General features: G+C 39.1%; 22 protein-coding genes and 1 riboswitch. Of the genes, 4 read left to right on the forward strand and 18 right to left on the reverse strand.

Translation table 11 applies throughout. The features are described 5' to 3' along the window. Positions 1–34: 34 nt before the first annotated feature. The 10 genes from AC0VYJ_RS14510 to AC0VYJ_RS14555 form a co-directional block, all read right to left on the reverse strand. On the reverse strand, positions 35–598 hold the full coding sequence (locus tag AC0VYJ_RS14510; protein WP_430244251.1) for an NAD(P)-dependent oxidoreductase: 564 nt from the start codon (positions 596–598) through the stop codon (positions 35–37). After that, positions 595–1,341: a sirohydrochlorin chelatase gene (locus AC0VYJ_RS14515; RefSeq protein WP_475365497.1), complete on the reverse strand. Its 747-nt coding sequence runs from the start codon at positions 1,339–1,341 to the stop codon at positions 595–597. The genes AC0VYJ_RS14510 and AC0VYJ_RS14515 overlap by 4 nt, the downstream gene beginning before the upstream one ends. 13 nt (positions 1,342–1,354) lie before the next feature. Further along, positions 1,355–2,140, reverse strand: a complete 786-nt coding sequence (cobA, locus tag AC0VYJ_RS14520; protein WP_283153972.1) for a uroporphyrinogen-III C-methyltransferase — start codon at positions 2,138–2,140, stop codon at positions 1,355–1,357. Positions 2,141–2,196: 56 nt separating this feature from the next. Continuing rightward, positions 2,197–2,805, reverse strand: a complete 609-nt coding sequence (gene cysC, locus AC0VYJ_RS14525; RefSeq protein ID WP_475365498.1) for an adenylyl-sulfate kinase — start codon at positions 2,803–2,805, stop codon at positions 2,197–2,199. Positions 2,806–2,819: 14 nt separating this feature from the next. After that, positions 2,820–3,968, reverse strand: a complete 1,149-nt coding sequence (gene sat / locus AC0VYJ_RS14530) for a sulfate adenylyltransferase (RefSeq protein WP_475365499.1) — start codon at positions 3,966–3,968, stop codon at positions 2,820–2,822. Between the two features lie 24 nt (positions 3,969–3,992). Continuing rightward, entirely contained in the window at positions 3,993–5,057 is a 1,065-nt protein-coding gene (locus tag AC0VYJ_RS14535; RefSeq protein WP_475365500.1) for an inorganic phosphate transporter, read from the reverse strand. Positions 5,058–5,062: 5 nt separating this feature from the next. Continuing rightward, on the reverse strand, positions 5,063–5,785 hold the full coding sequence (locus AC0VYJ_RS14540) for a phosphoadenylyl-sulfate reductase (protein ID WP_475365501.1): 723 nt from the start codon (positions 5,783–5,785) through the stop codon (positions 5,063–5,065). A gap of 111 nt (positions 5,786–5,896) precedes the next feature. Then, positions 5,897–6,040 carry a YezD family protein gene (locus AC0VYJ_RS14545; protein WP_194222197.1) on the reverse strand — a complete coding sequence of 48 codons (144 nt, stop codon included), beginning with the start codon at positions 6,038–6,040 and terminating at the stop codon, positions 5,897–5,899. Positions 6,041–6,136: 96 nt separating this feature from the next. Continuing rightward, positions 6,137–6,242: riboswitch (SAM riboswitch) on the reverse strand. A gap of 116 nt (positions 6,243–6,358) precedes the next feature. Next, complete coding sequence (locus AC0VYJ_RS14550) at positions 6,359–7,015, reverse strand: NfeD family protein (protein ID WP_430244241.1); 657 nt, start codon at positions 7,013–7,015, stop codon at positions 6,359–6,361. A gap of 69 nt (positions 7,016–7,084) precedes the next feature. Next, positions 7,085–7,960, reverse strand: a complete 876-nt coding sequence (locus AC0VYJ_RS14555; protein ID WP_430244239.1) for a DUF1002 domain-containing protein — start codon at positions 7,958–7,960, stop codon at positions 7,085–7,087. 182 nt (positions 7,961–8,142) lie between these two features. Here AC0VYJ_RS14555 and AC0VYJ_RS14560 point away from each other — a divergent pair, with 182 nt between their 5' ends. Then, on the forward strand, positions 8,143–8,478 hold the full coding sequence (locus AC0VYJ_RS14560; RefSeq protein ID WP_404681555.1) for a hypothetical protein: 336 nt from the start codon (positions 8,143–8,145) through the stop codon (positions 8,476–8,478). Positions 8,479–8,617: 139 nt separating this feature from the next. Beyond that, entirely contained in the window at positions 8,618–9,736 is a 1,119-nt protein-coding gene (gene ispG, locus AC0VYJ_RS14565) for a flavodoxin-dependent (E)-4-hydroxy-3-methylbut-2-enyl-diphosphate synthase (RefSeq protein WP_194219537.1), read from the forward strand. Positions 9,737–9,807: 71 nt separating this feature from the next. Here ispG and AC0VYJ_RS14570 read toward each other — a convergent pair whose 3' ends face one another. After that, on the reverse strand, positions 9,808–10,215 hold the full coding sequence (locus AC0VYJ_RS14570) for a hypothetical protein (RefSeq protein ID WP_226614328.1): 408 nt from the start codon (positions 10,213–10,215) through the stop codon (positions 9,808–9,810). Between the two features lie 159 nt (positions 10,216–10,374). Here AC0VYJ_RS14570 and AC0VYJ_RS14575 point away from each other — a divergent pair, with 159 nt between their 5' ends. Next, the gene (locus AC0VYJ_RS14575; RefSeq protein WP_475365502.1) at positions 10,375–10,953 is read left to right on the forward strand and encodes a hypothetical protein; all 579 of its coding nucleotides are present in this window, start codon (positions 10,375–10,377) and stop codon (positions 10,951–10,953) included. A 16-nt stretch (positions 10,954–10,969) separates the two neighbouring features. Here the strand turns inward: AC0VYJ_RS14575 and AC0VYJ_RS14580 are convergent, their stop codons facing one another. The 5 genes from AC0VYJ_RS14580 to AC0VYJ_RS14600 all read right to left on the reverse strand — a co-directional run bounded on the left by AC0VYJ_RS14580 (position 10,970) and on the right by AC0VYJ_RS14600 (position 15,031). Then, the gene (locus tag AC0VYJ_RS14580; protein WP_430244234.1) at positions 10,970–11,389 is read right to left on the reverse strand and encodes a Fur family transcriptional regulator; all 420 of its coding nucleotides are present in this window, start codon (positions 11,387–11,389) and stop codon (positions 10,970–10,972) included. A gap of 17 nt (positions 11,390–11,406) precedes the next feature. Continuing rightward, entirely contained in the window at positions 11,407–12,246 is an 840-nt protein-coding gene (locus AC0VYJ_RS14585) for a metal ABC transporter permease (protein ID WP_194219534.1), read from the reverse strand. A gap of 3 nt (positions 12,247–12,249) precedes the next feature. Further along, complete coding sequence (locus AC0VYJ_RS14590; RefSeq protein WP_430244231.1) at positions 12,250–13,026, reverse strand: metal ABC transporter ATP-binding protein; 777 nt, start codon at positions 13,024–13,026, stop codon at positions 12,250–12,252. A 258-nt stretch (positions 13,027–13,284) separates the two neighbouring features. Beyond that, positions 13,285–14,085, reverse strand: coding sequence for a lytic transglycosylase domain-containing protein (locus AC0VYJ_RS14595; RefSeq protein ID WP_475365503.1), 801 nt, complete (start codon positions 14,083–14,085; stop codon positions 13,285–13,287). Positions 14,086–14,164: 79 nt separating this feature from the next. Further along, positions 14,165–15,031 (reverse strand): YitT family protein, encoded by an 867-nt coding sequence (locus AC0VYJ_RS14600; protein WP_371018242.1) that lies wholly within the window; start codon positions 15,029–15,031, stop codon positions 14,165–14,167. Between the two features lie 205 nt (positions 15,032–15,236). Here AC0VYJ_RS14600 and AC0VYJ_RS14605 point away from each other — a divergent pair, with 205 nt between their 5' ends. After that, positions 15,237–15,497 carry a DUF2624 family protein gene (locus AC0VYJ_RS14605; protein ID WP_475365504.1) on the forward strand — a complete coding sequence of 87 codons (261 nt, stop codon included), beginning with the start codon at positions 15,237–15,239 and terminating at the stop codon, positions 15,495–15,497. Between the two features lie 26 nt (positions 15,498–15,523). On the opposite strand, the gene AC0VYJ_RS14610 is transcribed toward AC0VYJ_RS14605, so the two are convergent. Next, complete coding sequence (locus AC0VYJ_RS14610) at positions 15,524–16,417, reverse strand: deoxyribonuclease IV (protein WP_475365505.1); 894 nt, start codon at positions 16,415–16,417, stop codon at positions 15,524–15,526. A 152-nt stretch (positions 16,418–16,569) separates the two neighbouring features. Further along, positions 16,570–17,847, reverse strand: a complete 1,278-nt coding sequence (locus tag AC0VYJ_RS14615; protein ID WP_194219529.1) for a DEAD/DEAH box helicase — start codon at positions 17,845–17,847, stop codon at positions 16,570–16,572. Between the last annotated feature and the right edge of the window lie 316 nt (positions 17,848–18,163).

The raw sequence follows: 18,163 nt of genomic DNA on the forward strand, positions 1-18,163 counted from the left end.
AGAAAAATAGTCTAAGCGAATCAATAGCATGTGATTATAGAAATGTCTTATTCATAGCTTTTTCTAAAATGTCCTTCTTTTCACTTTCACACATGTTATTGCTCTTTATTTCCAGCCTTTTCTTATATAAACTCTCTACATACTGTCCATATGACTGGTCATATTGCAACGAAAGGTCATCTCGAATTTTCTTTGCGAGCAACGGACTTGCTCCACCTGTGACAACAGATATCACTAGTCTTCCTCGCCTCAACGTTGCAGGTAGAGACACGTTACCTCTGTCAGCCTGATGTGATGCATTAACTAGCTGATTATCTTCGGCATGTTTGACAACAAATTCATTCACTTCATACGAATTGGTCGCTACAATAATTAAAAACGCATTATGTATATCACACTCCCTAACTGCGCGTTCCACGAGGGTAATATTGTCAGAATCCACATATTTCTTAATATCACTGTGAATATCAGGACTTACTACTTTTAGATTCGCACCGCAACCAAGTAGACCTTTGAGCTTCCTAAGCGCTATACGCCCCCCTCCAACAATGACAACTTTTTTTCCTACCAGGTTAAGGGTAACCGGATATTCCCTCATACCTTTACCTCCATCTCATATGCTTCTATTACTCTTTCTTTCAATACATCTTTCAAAAATTCATGGTAGCCGAGGTAATGACAAAGATAGAAATCTGGACCATCTCCATCTAACCTACTTATTTTATGTTCCATTTCTCTCATTAGAACACCTGTAAATAAAAGATAAGGAATGACAAAGACCTGACTATTAGTGCCGTTTTTAGCGTGTTTAATTCCTTCATCAAAGGTTGGAGTTGCAGCTGCAAGATAGCACACAGAGACCTTTTTAAATCTCATCTTTTCAAGGATTCGCCTTGCGATTCGATCTAAATCTCTTATTATATCAGGATCACTACTTCCTCTCCCTACAAGTAGAGCACTTGCATCTTGTTGAATGGAAACTCCTGTCTCCCTAACTCTTTCTTCTATAATAGAGATCAACTTATCGTGTACTCCTAAAGGACATCCCATGTGAACAGTTATCGATGGAAATTCTCCAGAGACGCGCTCTACTTCGTTCGGAATGTCCTTCTTTACATGAGTTGCTGCAAGTAATAAGACGGGTACTACCACAATTTCTTTCGCACCTTGTTGTACACATGTTGATATACCTTGATAAATATCGGGCTTCGAAAGCTCAAGAAAACATGTCTCTTGTATTGGATACCCAAGTTCTTTTTTACACTTCTCAACAAATTCTACCGCTTGATTTCTTCCTTCTTTCACGCGACTACCGTGACATATATATAGAACGGCTTTCACTATCCACCACCTCCTATAAGGCGCTAACGACCGACTTAGTGCTTTGTTCATCTCGTGACATTTTCTCAAACCAATTCAGTTTCGACCTTAGGTTTACCACTTCACCCACGATAATCATGCTTGGGTTTTGCACTCCTGCTTTCTTTACATCTTCTGTTATTGTCTCAAGGGTACCCGTTACCGTTTGTTGCGTTTGTGTTGTTCCCCAGTGAACAAGCGCAACAGGAGTTTCTTTATTTCTTCCATATTTTCGAAGCATCGAGCAAATATAAGGTAGATTTTTCACTCCCATATAAATGGCGAGTGTATCTATACCTTTGGCGAGACTCTCCCAGCGTAATTCTTCTTCTTCGCCTTCTTTACGATGACCAGTTACAAATGCAAATGTTGAACTTAGTTCACGATGTGTTACTGGAATGCCTGCATACATAGGGGCAGCAATACCAGAAGTAATTCCTGGAACGATTTCAAAGGGGATTCCATGGTTTGAAAGGACTTCGGCTTCTTCACCACCTCGACCATAAACAAAAGGGTCTCCTCCTTTTAACCTTGTGACCACTTTCCCTTTAAGTGCATGCTTTACGAGAAAACGATTTATGGTTTCCTGTTTTAGCGTGTGGTAATCAGGTAACTTACCGCAGTAAATTAACTCGACTCCTTCTTTTGCGTAATCGAGAAGGTCTTGATTGATTAAGCGATCATAGAGGATCACATCTGCCTGCTCAATACACTTTACGCCTTTCACTGTAATTAAGTCGATGTCTCCTGGTCCTGCGCCAACTAGATAAACTTTCCCCATCTGATTTCCTCCTCCACGAGATGATTTTATTCTTAAAAATCACTTAAGATCAAAAGTTATTGATTTATAATCAACCCTTGCTTTACTAAATAGGACATCACTTTATCAGCACATTCTTCTCTTGAGTCGTTATAGGTATCAATGGTGATTTCGGGATTGATCGGTTCTTCGTAAGGAGATGATACGCCTGTGAAGTGAGGAATCTCGCCACTACGAGCTTTTTTGTATAATCCTTTAAGATCTCGACTCTCACACTCATTTATTGGACATTTCACATATACCTCAATAAATTCACCTTGTTGCAGAAGTTCACGTACTACTTGTCTATCACTATTGAACGGGGAAATAAATGCAGTGATTGCGAATTGACCGCTATCAACTAGTAGTTTAGACACCTCCCCAATACGTCTAATATTTTCCTTGCGATCTTCTTCTCGAAAACCAAGATCCTTATTTAAACCCTGACGGATATTATCTCCGTCTAGTACATAACTTTGGACGTTTAATTCATGAAGCTTCCTTGAAACATCATTTGCCAGCGTTGATTTCCCGGAACCAGACAAACCTGTAAAGAAGAGTACTGCACTTTTATGCTGATTCCTCTGCTGCCTCATTTCTTTTGTTATCACTGTATCGTGCCAGGTTAAGTTATTGTTCACTGTCATCTCAAATCTCCCCCTTATGCGTTCACTGTCTTCTCACTCATCCCTTTAATTAATACCTCCACTACCTCAGGACGACTGAATGTTGCTGGAGGCTGCTCCCCATTTCGTAAAAGGGCACGTACTTTAGTACCTGATAAAATGACGTGATGTTCTTTTCCATGAGGGCACGTTTTGGCCGAAGCCATGCTATCGCACTTCTCGCAGTAGAAACTGTGTTCAAAAAAGAGTGGTGTAATTCCTAATTCCTCGCTTGTAAATTGACTAAAGATTCTCTGGGCATCATAAGTGCCATAGTAATCACCTACTCCGGCATGATCTCTCCCCACAATAAAATGTGTGCATCCAAAGTTTTTTCGAACAAGCGCATGAAAGATTGCCTCTCTTGGCCCTGCATAGCGCATAGCAGCAGGAAAGACACCAAGGTGCACACGATCTTCAGGGTAATAGTTCTTAAGTAGAACTTCATAACTTTCCATTCGAATTTCTGCTGGTATATCATCTGATTTGGTTTCACCTACAAGAGGATTCAAGAACAAGCCATCCACTGTTTCAAGTGCGGTCTTTTGAATATACTCGTGCGCTCGATGAACCGGATTTCTTGTTTGAAATCCTACAACTTTCTTCCAGCCCTGACGTTCAAAATACTCTCTTGTTTCAGATGGATCATAATGATAGCGGTCAAACTTGCCTTTTTCGGTTCTTTTAATAAGCGTAATTGGTCCACCAATGTAAACATCTGGTCTATCGTAAACTTTTTTCACTCCTGGATGTTCACTGTCCTCTGTTAAATACACGTGGCGCCCCTCCACTCCCTTATCAGGAGTATATTTGGATTCCACTTCTATTGTGCCGTACACAGTCCCATTATTAGTTAACTTCACTTTATCACCAATTGCGATCTCAGCAGCTCGTTCGTGCGTAACTGGCAACGTAATAGGAATGCTCCATGGCAACCCACTTTCTAATTTGAGGTGATGAACGACTGACGTATACTCATTTTCATTAAGAAAACCAGTTAACGGACTATACGCTCCTGTTCCGATTAATTCCAGATCACTTAACGCAGTAGCGTCTAACTCAATTTCTTGAATAATCCCATCAATTTCAGTATTAGGTTTGTAACGGTTAATCAATGTTCCTCCATGCGCGTTAATTGTTGCCATCTTAATCCCTCCAAATTGAATTTATTATAAGCTTCCTTCGTCTTGTAATGTTCTCTTTTGAGAGCGAATCGATCGAATTAAACTTCCTGACCCAAGCGTCGCTAGAATAACGCTGCCAATTGCAATTAATGTATATAAATCACTTTCTAAAAAAAGTTTGATCATACTATAAGAAATAACTAAAGAAAAAACCGGTGAAACTGCCCAAACTTTAATCATTCGCGTAATGACATCTTTCTGCCAAAGCTGAAATCCATCTTTAGCAGTTCCGATACCAATGATCGATGAGGTGGTAATCTGGGTAAGCGGCACCGGAATCCCAAATAAGGAAGCTCCAATCACAAGTCCAGCGCTCGTACCTGATATAGCACAACCTTCACCAAGTGAAAATTTTGTGATGCGATAACCATTCGTTTCAATGACACGTTTACCAAAAACTAAAGCACCTAAAGCAACAAAAGCTCCCCCAAAAAATGCGCCGTGAGAAAGGGATAAAACTCCCGCTCCAACTAGCGGTCCAATCGCATTTGCGACGTTATTCATTCCCGCTGAAAAGGCTTCTAGAAAACCGGCTACAATTAAAAAAATGGTGAGTGGCTTTTGCCACTTTGAAGTAAGATTGATTCTTTGTTTTAAAAGACCAAAAATTTTCCCAACGCTGAGAGCTGTCGCAAAAGCAATAACCGGTATAACGATCCACAACAACATAATGAACATCACATTCTGAAAGTACAAAGCACGGTAAGCAATACCAACTCCTACCACTGCGCCCACAGTAACTTCACTTGTTGATAATGGAATCCCCATCATATTTGCTAGAAAGAGCGCTGTTGTAGCTGAAATAAAAATAATCAAGATAACCTTTAGACTGAGTACGGAAGAAGGTATAATGCCACTCCCCATTGTTTTAATAACATTACCTCCACCTAATGTGGCACCACCAACAATCCCAATCGCACAAACACTCAGTGCTACGCTTCTTCTTTTAATCGCTCCAGCCCCGTAAGCCACTCCCATCGATGCCGCAGCTCCACTAGCCCCAATATTCATAGCAAAAAAGAGAGCCACTGTAATAACTAGGGTTGTCATGACCGTCACCGATTTGGTGCTGAATCAAAATGCAAGCCGCATTCCGTTTTTTCCTGATTTGCCCATCTCCCAGCTCTAGAATCACTACCTTCCAATACTCTTTCAGTGCATACCGCACATCCTATACTTGGGTACCCTTTATCATGAAGAGGATTGTATGGTAAATCCTTTTCGTACACGTACCTCCAAACATCTTTCCATGTCCAATGAATAAGTGGACAAACCTTAATCGACTGAAACTTATCATCTCTATTGAAATAATTTGTCTTTTGTCTGAGTGGCGACTGCTCTCTCCTTAAACCTGAGATCCATGCACTTACATGATCTAATTCTTCATGCAATGGTATGATTTTCCTCAAGTTGCAGCACTGTCCCGGGTCTCGCTCCCATAGAGCATCCCCTTTACTTAATGCCTGTTCTTCGACCGACTCCTTTGGTTGCTTTAACTTAATATTTAGAGATGGATATTTAGCTTTCACTTTATTAATTAGCTCATAAGTCTCATCAAAATGGAGACCTGTATCCAGAAAAACAATCTTCGCGTTCTGGTTTACCCGGGAAATCAAATCAATTAGAACGACACCCTCAACACCGAAACTACAAGCATATACAATATCATCTTGGTATATTTGATACGCCCACTCCAGAACTTCAAGAGCCCCTTTCGTTTCTGATTCAACGTCGAATTCAGGTTCCTTACCCGACCAATTATTATAGAACCAATTCATTTCTAACCCTCCCAATTCCGATCAAGGAAATATATTTAAAAGTTTAAAAAAAGAGGCGGTTCTAACCTTTAGGGTTAGAACCGCCTCTAGTTTCTCTAGTCAGCGCCAATATTAAAGTCGTTCTTTTTCTTTTCTTTCAAGTTGAACAACTTTCCCATCTTGAACAACAAGCGTAATTGACCCAAATTTTAACGAACTTAGCATTCGTTCTATACGTACAGCAACGTCTGAAAAATTCTGGTCTTTCGTTCCCATCATGCAACCTCCCTTAGTCGTAATAATCATGAGGAGAAGCTTATAAATGAAAAAAGCCTTCCCAAATTGGAAAGACAGATCAGGTTACCTTAATTCACCTTATCTTCCAAAATGGACTCCATTTTGCTGGAAGTAGCACCTTGCCAATCAGGCAGGTTGCTGGACGTCAACGGGCCAGTCCCTCGGTCTCTCTTGATAAGTTATTTTCTAAATCTTAACTATTATCTAACAATATGTCAACCCTAGTTTAGAGATCGGGATAAAGGGATTAGAAAAGAATATGAAAAAAACCCCGAATCTATGACTCGGGGACCATTTTTAGATTGGATGACGTTTACTTTCTTCTTTTTTCTCTTCTATTAAGATACGCGTACCATCTACAGACGTAATAACTACTGCCGTATCCTTGTCGATCCAACTTCCAACAGAAATGGCGCTGTACTTTTTCTCATTGACTTGTATTGTTCCACTTGGTCGAAATGGAGTAATTGTCATAGCCGATTCTCCAACTAAATTCTTATACTCAGCGTTCATGGAATTATACCCCATTTCACTGCTTAACCGATCCTTTAACGTCATTTTCGTCCACATAGAACGTGCGGGGAAAACACGCAAAAACAGGAATGAAGCAGCCGTACCAATTAAAAAACCACTAGAAACGAGAAGGCCATAAAGGAAAGTCGGAGAAGGAATGGCTACGGCTGTAACCATCATAATTAATCCAATCAAACCAAATGTACCATCATTGAGTAATTTCCCATCAAGAATAACTAAGCCTAAACCAACAGCAAACACAAGTCCCATCCAGAGAATTGATGATAAAGAAGTAAGATGGAAACTAAAATAAAATGTGAGCAATAGTATTCCGATCAATCCAAAAATACCTTTTACACGGACAAGTAACTCAGCAAACAAGAATAGCACGCTAAGTAAAACGATAAGAAAGCCAACTGCTGGCAAAGATAGAATCTCCATCCTCGCTCCCTCCTTTTCCTTCTTCTCTTATACGTTCAAAAGGGAAGAAAGTTTCAGTCACTTGTCACCTTACGATTGAAATACCCCTTTTATTCCATCAATAATCGCAATAAAGAAATCAATGATTTTTTGAATAAATGACTGTGTCTCGTCTTTATTTAAAAACTCGTCCAGGTTTTCTCTCGCGTTCTGCAACTGACTCTTCATTTGATCCCAATCAATATCAAGATTTTTCATTCGATTAAACAGTGCAACAAGACCATCCAACTCATCTTGAGTCAATTCAATACCTGAATCGTTAGCAATTTGTTTAATAACTGTTCTTAAATCATCTTCCGTCTCAGGTGGGTTTGTAGCAATTTCATCCTTAATCTTAGTCATTAGCTCTGTTGCTTTATCTGCGCCAATACTATCGCTCAATTTTGCAGTAGTGACAAGCTCTTCATTTGCTACTTGTTTTTGCTCCTCAGGTATCACTTCATCTGTGCTTAACTCATAAGCTTTGATTAAACCAGTTAATGCAGCCGTACCTGAAACCTCCATTGGTGCTGTCACATAAACATCAGCATCTTTTACTCCAGCTGTTATTAAAGCATTTGCGTACATTTCATCTGTTACCCAATTAATATTTTTTGTGTCAACGCTTAAACCAGCATCTTTTTCACCAATGGTTATGGAAGAAGAAGATAAGGCGCGGGTACCGATTAGCGCTTTACTTATATAATTCCCAAGATATTTATGCTCTTCTTCATTTGATACCGTTACCGTCATTGCATTTTCCGGAGCTTCCATTTCATCAACTAGCTTCTGTTTTTGCTCTTCAGATAGATCTTCACCAAGTGTAACGATGACATCCCCGACGCTCGCATCCGCTTGTGCCACCATAGGAATAATAGACATCATTAACACCATCGACAATAAAAACGGCAATCCTTTTTTAAGCATGTTTTTTGTCTCCTTTTAACGTGATGCTCTAATGAAGAGTAACTCAGTTAATCTCCCCATCTCTTAGTATTCTACTCGACACTCGATCGAAAGAAAAGATAATTCACTAGGAAATCTGTCATATCATGGAAGGACAAGCATATCGTAGTACAAAGGAAATCATTCTGAAGGAGTTGCGAGAGATGCGAAAACTATTGTTAAGTTCCCTATTTCTGCTTGTCCTTCATACAACTTATTATGATTTAACAACAGGAACTCTTACAAATAACAGAGCTATTTCAGAAGTATCAGAAGCAGTCGAAGTGGGGTCACCTGAAAAAAACTCTCCCTATGTGGTTTATAAAATAAATGCTGGCGATACTGTTCTTTCTTTAGTAGAAAAAGCGAACGGCTCAATACCGGTTCCGATTGAAACGGTCGTTCACGATTTTGAAACATTAAATAAAATTCATCCAACTCTTATACAAATTGGGAAAGAATATAGGATACCAACTTATGACCAAACATCTGCTCAATGATTATTTCTTGTCAATAGCTCTCTAAAGTTGCTACAATGGGATAGTATTACAGATGAGTCTTATTCCCTACAAGGGAGTATATAAAAGCGATCTAAATCATGAGGTAAGCAATCCTACATGTAAAAGGAGCGATTTTCGCATGAATGAAATTACCCACCGTAGTCAAACTAGACCTGTTAAAGTAGGTCCTTTAACAATAGGCGGTAACGATGAAGTTATTATTCAAAGTATGACAACAACCAAAACTCACGATGTGGAAGCAACAGTTGCTGAAATCAATCGTCTTGAAGAAGCTGGTTGTCAGATTGTACGAGTAGCTTGTCCAGATGACAGGGCAGCAGATGCAATCCCTGAAATCAAAAAGAGGATTAATATCCCTCTTGTCGTTGATATTCACTTTAATTATAAGCTAGCACTAAAAGCCATTGAAGGTGGAGCAGACAAGATACGTATTAACCCTGGTAATATTGGACGTCGCGAAAAAGTGGAAGCTGTCGTAAAAGCAGCCAAAGCAAAAGGCATTCCGATTCGCATTGGCGTTAATGCTGGTTCACTTGAGCGAAAAATCCTTGAAAAATACGGCTATCCTACAGCTGAGGGAATGCTAGAAAGTGCCCTCCACCATATCAAAATTCTTGAAGACCTTGATTTCTACGATATCATCGTCTCCATGAAAGCTTCCGATGTTAACCTTGCAACTGAAGCATATGAACTGGCAGCACGTTCTTTTAATTACCCACTGCATCTCGGAATTACAGAGTCAGGCACTCTATTTGCAGGTACAGTTAAAAGCGCAGCCGGTCTTGGTGTTATTCTTTCAAAAGGAATCGGAAATACGGCACGTATTTCTCTTAGTGCGGATCCGGTTGAAGAAGTAAAAGTAGCTAGAGAGCTTCTTAAATCATTTGGACTTGCAGCGAATGCAGCCACATTAATTTCTTGTCCAACTTGTGGTCGTATCGAAATTGACCTTATTTCAATCGCAAATGAAGTCGAAGAGTACATTTCAACAATCAAAGCACCTATTAAAGTAGCCGTGCTTGGATGCGCAGTGAACGGTCCAGGTGAAGCGCGTGAAGCTGATATCGGTATTGCAGGTGCACGTGGTGAAGGTCTCCTCTTCCGACATGGTGAAATTATCCGTAAAGTTCCTGAGGAAACCATGGTAGAAGAGTTGAAAAAAGAAGTCGACAAAATAGCAGAAGAACATTACAAGAAAATGGCAGAAGAAAAAGAGAAAGCTGAAGCTAACTCTTAATTCTTTTTCTTGATCAAAGAAGAAAAGCCAGGCACTTTAAAAGTGCCTGGCTTTTCTATTAAGGTTTTCAACTAAAAGAACGGTGCGAAGAATAAGCTGATGATCATTGAAGCGGCACCAACACCAATCGCCCATGATCCGAGCGTTGTTAGTCCCTTTCTCCTAGCAACAAATCCTACGACGATTCCCGCTGCTCCAAGAATGACGGGAAGTATAAACAAGGAAATAACCGATAAAGCAAGAGCAGCTACACCCACTCCCACTCCTGTTCGATCCTGTTCTTGTCTTTTAGCTTCAAAGTGTTCATGATGCTCCTCAGCAGTTGGACGTTCATTTTCAGGCGACTGTAAATAAGGACGGTCTAATACACCAGGGGCTACTTCAGCTGCAGCTTCCTCAAGATATTCCTCTTCCGATTCGCTGCGAACTTCGCGCTCCTCGATAAAGTCCAGATCGTCATCATGTCTGTCTTCTGTCATATACATCCCTCACTTTACCTTGTTGTGGAGCATGATTAGTATTTGTCAGTGAGTGTAAGAATATGTTCGTTCAATCAGTAAGATAATCCCAATTCCTTCTTATTGCCTTTCTTTTCTATGATATGATGAAAAGAGAGCAAATCAAAAAGGAGTTTTATTATGACGATCAAAAGACTAGGACTTGATATTGATGGAACTGTAACAAGTCCTAAAACCTTTCTTCCTTATTTAAATTCTTCATTTAATAAACAATTATCCTTACATGATATTACACAGTACAATCTTGCTAACCTTCTCGGCATTCCTCAAAAAGAGTTTTTTGAGTGGTTAAAAATAAATGAAGAGAAAATTTACGCAAATGCCCTTATCGCAGATCAAGCTCATCCTATACTAGAAGAATGGAAAGTGGATTATGAACTTTTCTACATTAGTGCAAGAGGGGATCATTTACTCAACACAACAAAAGACTGGTTTACATCAAATGCCGTCCCTTATCATCACATCGAACTTATTGGAAAACATGATAAAATTGATTCCATTAAAGAACATAGCGTTGACGTTTTTTTTGAGGATAAATACGATAATGCATGTGCGATTGCAGAGGAATGTGAGATCCCAGTGATCCTTTTTGACACTCCATACAACCAGGGAACAGTGCCTTCTAATGTATCTCGATTGGAAACCTGGCCAGAAGCTCAACAGTGGCTTAAGCACCATAATAAAAGCGGAAGAGCATAACTATGCTCTTCCGCTTTTAGGCATATGCCTGACATGCACCACAACGACCGTACACTTCAAATTTATGTCCTGTTACTTCAAACTCAGAGTCCCCTACTGGGATGTTCTCCATTGGACATGATTCTATTTGGCGAGTTTTACCGCAATCCAGACAAATGAGATGATGATGATGCGTATTCGTTGAACAGCTAAGACGATAGCGCTTTTCACCGTTCCATTCTGTCTCCTCTAATATCGTTAAATCCGCAAACAGAGTTAAATTTCTGTAAATCGTATCAACACTCATCCCGGGATAGCTTTCTTGCATATGGTTCAGCACATCTCTTGCTGAAAGATACCTCTTTTCTTTGGCGAAAAGAGTGACGAGATCCTCCCGTTTTTCAGTGTATTTATAACCTTCATCCTTTAAAATACGCAATGCTGTAGAGACATTCATATATCCACCTCATTATGTTAAGATTTCCACTGTTTTAATCTTTTGAATAGAAGAACGAACAACAAGATCAACGCTGATAGAATAACAATTGTTCCACCAGGGGCAATATCTAGATAATATGCCAGAACCAGTCCACCAAGCACCGCAACTTCTCCCAAAATAATGGAGTATGCGATTGTTTGCTTAAATCCTCTAGCAATTCGAATACTTGCAGCAACAGGAAGCGTCATAAGCGCCGAAACGAGTAGTACACCTACAATCTGCATCGAAACGGCAATCACGAACGCGACAAGTAAAATAAAAATGAAATGAATCCACTTTCCTCTAACGCCTGATACGATTGCTTGCTCTTCATCGAATGAGAGAAAAAATAGTTCTTTGTATAATAAAATCACAACAAGTACGACAATAATCGTTATCACTGCCACAGCCATTAAGTCACTTCGACTAATGGCAATGACGCTTCCGAATAAATAATTAAATAGATCAGAATTGAATCCATCTGCTAATGATAAGAATACGACCCCAAGTCCAATCCCCCCAGATAAAGTAATGGGGATCGCTAGCTCTTCAAAATGCTTGTACACTTTTCGCAGTTGCTCAATAAATAACGAACCCGCTGCTGAAAATCCCATTCCCATATAAACAGGATTAACGCCCTGCCAGAATGTAAAATACTTACCTAGAAGTAAACTAGCAGCTATTCCTGCCAAAGTAATATGTGATAAAGCATCCGCTATTAACGCCTGTCTTCTAACAACAATAAACACTCCAAGTAGCGGCGCAATAATTCCAATTAATATGCCAGCCAAAAAAGCGTTTTGCAAAAACTCAAATTTCCATAAAGCTTCTATCATTTTCTAAATGCCTCCGTGATCATGGTCGTGACTTAGAACGTGAACATGATGGCCATAAAATCCAGATAGTTCACGATCATTAAACTGTTCAAATTCATTTGTTTCACCATGAAAGTGAAGGGTTTTATTCAAACATGCCACGTGCGTTACTTTATCCGTAATCGTACCGATATCATGTGTTACAAGAAGCAAGGTAATGCCATTCTCCTGATTAAGCTTACCAAGAAGTTCATAGAAATCACTCGTTGAATTAGCATCTACCCCCACCGTAGGTTCATCAAGAATAAGAATTTCTGGTTTACTGACAAGCGCTCTTGCAATAAACACTCTCTGCTGCTGTCCACCAGAAAGTTCTCCAATATTACTTGATGCATAATCACTCATTCCTACTTGTTTGAGGGCCTCCATAACTGCTTTTCGATGCGCTGCTTTCATAAATTTGAATAATCCAAGTTTACTCGCTAATCCCATCGAAACGACTTCAAATACAGAAGCAGGAAATCCTGAATTAAAACTATTTGCTTTCTGAGAGACATAACCGATTTTGCTCCACTCATGAAACTTATTCATCTTCTTGCCGAATATATTCACTTGTCCCTTTTGAGGCTTCAATAGTCCAAATATGATTTTAATTAAAGTTGATTTACCTGAACCATTCGGACCTACAAGTCCTACAAAGGCTCCACTAGGAATAGAAAAAGTAATGTCTTCAAGAACATATCCATCCCCATAATGAAAAGAGATATTCTGAAGATCAATGATATTTTGAGAAGTTGCCATAAATAAAACCTTCCATCTATAAGAATCATTACGATTTACATTATGTAGTATACCTTACATGATGAACATTTGTAAATTTCCTTGATGATATTCTATCTCAGATAACTTATTGTAGTCGCCCCCCCCGTAATTTGATTGGTCATAAATCGTATAGGAAGTTCCTCAATAACATTAAATGGCCACAGCTTTCAGACTTGAAAGCTGTGGCCATCTTTACGCTTCTTCGGAGAAAGAAACGAAGGTGCTTTTAAGCTGTGTTTACATTTCATGAAGGCTAGCCATCTCCTGAATCTCTTCTGAATAGCTACTTTTCGGTGTTCCTTTTTCTGCTACATAAGCCTTCAATCCGCCGATGCCTCGGTTATAAGCTGTCAGAGCTTCATCCCAATTCTCATATTTTTCATAAAGATAATCAAGATAGGTGACGGAAAGTGTTATTGAAAAATAAGGGTCAAATAGCTTGTCCTCTGAATAATCAATCTCCGCCATATCGGCAATCCATGGAGCCGTATTTGTCATGAATTGAGCCATCCCATAAGCATGCCCATACTTTGTTTCTGGCCCAATGAGTTCAGGATCAAACGTATTTCCTGTCTCAACTTTCAGAAGCTCATAAACGATTGTAGGATCAATATCTTCTTTCATAGCCTGATACGTTAAGAACAATCCCCACTTCTTACTAAACTTCCCCTCACTATCTTGATAGAACTGTTCAGAGTAAGCTTTCGCCTGCTTCCACTCTTCTACACTTACTGAGTTTGGGTCAAGTGAGTAACCCGTTTCTTTTTCTAATTTACTAATAGCTGTCTGTGTTTTCATCTGATCATTCTGGGATGATTTCTGATTCAATTCACCGACAGTTGTTTCAGCATCGGCAACCTGCTCATTAAATAGATGAGATTGTACAAGGACTAGTGCTAGAACAAGTGTTAGAACAATTACAGTGATCATAGACAGAGGTTTTTTGATATTGTTTTGAATAAAATTAATAGTGTTGCACTCCTTTTCAACTGGTATTAATAAAGCTGAAGAGCACCAGTTAAGGTAATACCCTATCATCTTTTTCTCAAACCTTTCTACTATTTTGCTCATAAATCATTACAATTTCATAAGAAAAAAGACCCCCGGTATAGGAAGTCTAATGAATTGGAGATTTGAACTTCGCCCCTCTTGTTTCTTGAGTATTCATAATTGTAATAAATGCATGAGGGTCAATGTCGTAGATCACACTTTTTAGTTTCGTCACCTCTAACCTTGTTATAACTACATATATAACTTCTTTCTCCTCGTCAGTATAACCACCTTTACCAACGAGTTTTGTCGTTCCTCTACCAAGTCGATCTAAAATAGCATTCGAAATTTCCTCGTATAAATCCGAGACAATCAATACAGCTTTCGTTTCATCAAGACCTTGAATCACCGTATCAATTGTCTTAAAAGCGATATAATACGCCATTACAGAATACATCGCATTCTCCCAACTGAAAACAAATCCAGCCCACGTAAAAATAAATATGTTTGTAAACATAACAAACTCGCCAATTGAAAAAGGAATTTTTTTCGTTAACAAAATCCCTAATATTTCAGTTCCATCCATTGAACCGCCATGTCTAATCACCAATCCAACGCCTAGTCCTAATGTCAATCCGCCAAAAACCGTACCAAGAATAGGTTCCGTTGTAAATGGATCTGTATGGTGAAGAAAGGTTTCGAATGTAGCAAGCCCGATAATACCGAATAGTGTTGAAAAGGCAAACGTCTTACCAATTTGCTTATAACCATAATACATAAATGGAAGATTTAACACTACAACCAGAATAGCAAAATTAAATGCTGTGAGGTGATCTAAAATAAGGGATATCCCTATAATTCCACCGTCAATCAACTGATTTGGAACTAAAAATAATTCAATGGCTGCGGCAGCGAGAAAAGCGCCAATCATAATCATAAAAAGTCTATAAATTAAATGCGTTTTACTTTCTTTCCTATGCTGTTTTTTCTCCATGGGACCCTCCAAAGTATGTCTCTTATTTCTTTGAAGCCTATGTTAATGAGCATGATTGTCTATTGGCTCATTCACGACAAGTCATGAGTCAAAAGTCAAGAAAACGATAATAAAATAACCTGATCCTAAAAGTTTAGAATGTTCTTTTAGCGAACACCATCGTGAACTGTGTGCATAGTATGAGATAGGCAAAGGGGGCATCGTGATGAATCCAATACAGCTTCAACTTGTAAATTTCAAATTGAATCGTATTACAACAGAGGAATTGCTTCAACTATCTAACCAATATGGTATTACACTTTCAGCAACAGATGCAAAGAAAATTGTGCAAATTTTAAAACAAGAGAATATTGATATTGCGAACCAAACGCAACGAAAACGTATATTAATGAAAATTAGTCGTGAAGTTAGTCCTTCGGTTGCGTCACGCGTACACAAGTTAATTCTCTCTTTTCTTACCCAATAACAAAAAACCGCTTAAGCGGTTTTTTGTTAGACAGACATTAGTTTACTTTTTAAATCTTCATCAAACTTTTGATTTCGAAGCATTTCAATCTCTAATTTATAAGGCGCCTTCTTATTTTTCTTGTCTTCTCCTACATAAGGCGTTTCTAAGATCTTCGGAACATCTTTCAATTGAGGGTGATGAATCACCTTATTAAGTGCATCAAAGCCAATATAACCAAACCCAATATTTTCATGACGGTCTTTAGACGCACCACGCTCATTTTTACTATCATTCACGTGAAGCACCTTTAACCGATCCACTCCGATTACTCGGTCGAATTCATTTAGAACCCCGTTAAAGTCATGCACAATATCATAGCCTGCATCGTGCGTATGGCAAGTATCAAAACAAACGGATAACTTTTCATTATGTGTAACACCATCAATAATTTGAGCTAGTTCTTCGAAGCTTCTTCCGCACTCAGAACCCTTACCGGCCATTGTTTCAAGAGCGATTTGAACTTCTTGATCGGCTGTTAGCACCTCATTTAATCCTTCGATAATTTTCTGAATTCCTTTATCTGCCCCAGCACCTACATGAGCACCAGGGTGGAGCACGATTTGACGAGCACCAAGAGCATGTGTACGCTCTATTTCAGATCTGAGAAAATCAACTCCGAGTTGAAAGGTTTCAGGTTTTGTAGTGTTACCAATATTAATAATGTATGGCGCATGGACAACAATGTCACTGATACAATGCTCTTTCATATGGGCCGAACCTTTATCAATATTAAGCTTTTCAATCGCTTTACGCCTCGTATTCTGAGGTGCACCCGTGTAAATCATAAAGGTTGTAGCGCCATATAAAACAGCTTCTTCGCTTGCTCCTAGAAGCATTTTATCACCGCTCATTGAAACATGTGAACCTATTTTTAACATTATCTTCAATCCTTCCCTTTTCACTTCATCATTTTATTATACCTTTTTTGCTAATCTGCCATCTATTCATGTCGATTGAAAAAGTAAACTTAACACATGCCCTCTCATACGATTAAGCAGACAAAAACCCTCTGTCATAAGAGGGTTTTGAATTATTTCCGACCGCGCTTTTGCTGAATACGATCTCTTTCCTGCTGCATTTTCTTTTTATAGCCTGGTTTTACTTTCTTAGGCTTAGGTACAAAAACCTCAGGTTTTGATGAGGTAGGCTTTTTTCTTGGAGTTACGGGCTTCGCTTCTACCCACTCACCATTTTTAATTTCTTTGTACTCAATGCTAATGCCTTTTGAAGATAGCTTTTGTATAGCTTGTTGATCAGATGGTTCTGCCAATGTATATGCTATTCCATCGTGACCTGCTCTTGCTGTACGTCCTACTCGGTGAATATAGAAATCAAGATCTTTTGGTAGTTCAAAGTTAATCACGTGTGAAACGCCCTTAATGTCGATCCCTCTTGAAGCAAGATCAGTTGCGACTACATACTGACATTCAGCTTCCTGAATTTTCTTCATGATTTGTTTACGCTGACGTGCTTGAACACCACCATGAAGTCTTTCAACATTATGGCCATTTTCGATAAGGAAGTCAGCCACTTCATCTGCCGTTTGTTTAGTGTTAGTAAAGACAAGAGCAAGATAAGGATTAATTGCCTTAGTCACATTTAAAAGTAGCTCTTTCTTCTCTTTATATCGTGCAGGAATAAAAATGTTTTCTACTTTATCAGCCGTCACTTGTTCTGCATTCACTTCTACAAATTTAGGATTGTCCATGTACTTTTTCAAAAATGGCTGCAAGCTCTTTGGAATAGTTGCAGAGAAAACAAGCATTTGTAATTGTTTTGCCATTCGAGATGCGATATAGTCTACATCTTCAATGAATCCCATGTCCAACATTTGGTCCGCTTCATCAACAACAAGCATCGTTGCAGGAAAAACGCTTAGCGCCTGCTCTTCGACAAGATCCTTAATACGCCCAGGAGTGCCGATGACAATATGGGGTGTATTTTTCATACGACTAATCATACGTTTACGATCAGTTCCACCTACAGCCTTTTTAATAGAAATTGCTTCTTCTTCAGGGAGGGTAGAGATCAATTTTAACGATTCGTTGTAAATTTGATCGGCCAATTCTCTCGTAGGCGCTGTAATAACAGCCTGACATTCATTTAATCCACTATCAATTCGATGAATAAGTGGGAGTAAGAAAGCAAGCGTTTTGCCTGATCCTGTTTGCGATTGTCCGATCGCACTGTCACCATTACGTATCGCTGGGACCAGTCTCTCCTGTATTTCGGTTGGTCTGTTGAATTTCTGAGCTTCTAGAGCATCAACTAAAAAAGGCTTAAGCCCTAATCTATCAAAGTGTTTCATTATTATTGTTCCTCCATCCATTAATCCAACTTGTATTATAGAACATTTTTGCTCAAAGCGCCATACGTTAAGGGAAGAGCGATCCTCTTATTTATTTTAGAAAGCCATAAATTCGATGAAAGTGATCGTTTTTCAATTTTGCTACACGTTTGCCATAGTCACCGAACAAGAACAACAGAAAACTATAAGATTGGATCGTCGAACACCATTTTATTAGTAAAGCGATGCCCTAACTAATTTCACTTCATACAACTTCTCATTACTTGTATTGCCCATTAATCTCTATTCTCACACCTTCTATTTTTGTGGCATACCA

The organism is Anaerobacillus sp. 63XJN7_5_ISO-PGPR-S23-430, assembly GCF_056173695.1.